Below are 1,251 nucleotides of genomic sequence, written 5' to 3'. Positions count from 1 at the left end.
ATGGGGGTCATAGTTATTACCGTTTGAGTCACAATCTTCGCTGCTTATGGGACTTCGTCTGACCAGGTGCAGTCCTCTGGTTCAGGGCAGTTCATATACACTGAGGGCCCGGCCAGTGAGAACCACTTACCGTTGAACTCAATAGACGCTGTTTTCGATTTTGCTTTGAAAAAAAAGCGCTCATTTTCTTGCTCTATTTTCACGACGAAAATTTCTCTGCAAGGGAGATTGACTATTCGTAAATTACTTACGTTGGAGCAGGTCAGTCCAATTCTGCAGGTGTTGTACCCTTTATCTCTCCACTTTTCAGGAAGGTGATCAGGGAATTCAGGTATGTCAAAGCCAATAGCGAAGCTTGGCCGATCATTTTCTATATTTATTGAGTGTATATAAATTTTATTAATTTCAATTGGTTGGCTGAATACTTTGTTAAAAAATGTAGTTCCGTCAAAATCGTTCCAGTGCTTCATTTTTTACCCTTGAATAAGTAATGATCTTTCGTTCCTGGGACACGTCCGGTTCGTGGTGTATCAAAGGGGCGTAAATTGAAGTGAGCACCTTGGTCACCCGCTCCTCCTTGGGCTCCAAATTTATGTCCTGCAGAGTGATCTTGGATCAATACGACAGATCCGTCAGCTTTCGTGTATTGGTATACCCTAGTATTAATCGGTTTTCCTGAGGTATCTAAAACACTTCGACTATTCATATCCGACATTTTCACTATGCCGTATTGTTTTTTTAATCCGGAAGCCGGATCTATTAACATATCCGGTTGTTGTGCCATTGGTATGTTGGCATCTCTTTTCGCCTCCCTAAACGCCCCTTTACGAGATACTTCAGGAATATCTGGTTCGGAGGGTGAAGTGCAGGTTTGCTTTTTCTGTGCTGATCCAGGGCAGTTGGCGCTCAGCCCCAGTGGGTCCACCCACCCCGTCGGGTTGGGCACGTACTGGTACGCATTAATCCCACCCGCGAGCTTCACCGGATCCGGCGTCAGGTAGCGACCAATATCTGGATTGTAGTAGCGATGGCGGTTGTAGTGCAGCCCGCTTTCCTGATCGAAGTATTGGCCCTGGAAGCGCAGGGGGTTGTCGATTTTTCCGGCGTCGAGGCGGGCGATTTCGCCGTAGGCGCGGTAGTGGGCGGACCAGACGATTTCGCCGTTTGGGTTTGTGAGTTCCTGTGGAGTGCCGAGGTGGTCGAGTTGGTAGTGGTAGGGTTTTGTGTCTTTGGGGCCATAGCCTTCGAGTA

The 1,251-nt window shown here is 47.5% G+C and carries 2 protein-coding genes; both read right to left on the bottom strand.

Going from position 1 to position 1,251, the window contains the following annotated elements:
- Positions 1-44 precede the first annotated feature (44 nt).
- Entirely contained in the window at positions 45-470 is a 426-nt protein-coding gene (locus GIW02_RS26980) for an Imm50 family immunity protein (RefSeq protein ID WP_236422219.1), read from the bottom strand.
- Positions 467-1,251 (bottom strand): RHS repeat-associated core domain-containing protein (locus tag GIW02_RS26975; RefSeq protein ID WP_236420082.1); only part of this gene is annotated, 785 nt, incomplete at its 5' end. The genes GIW02_RS26975 and GIW02_RS26980, both read right to left, overlap by 4 nt.

Source organism: Pseudomonas syringae (assembly GCF_021606685.1).
Lineage (GTDB): Bacteria > Pseudomonadota > Gammaproteobacteria > Pseudomonadales > Pseudomonadaceae > Aquipseudomonas > Aquipseudomonas syringae_R.
Note: the sequence above shows the minus strand (reverse complement) of the source record. Positions and strands in the feature narration are given on the sequence as shown.

Excerpts from the sequence above, each read along its gene's own strand:
- GIW02_RS26980 (WP_236422219.1), bottom strand. The coding sequence starts at position 470 with ATGAAGCACTGGAACGATTTTGACGGAACTACATTTTTTAACAAAGTA.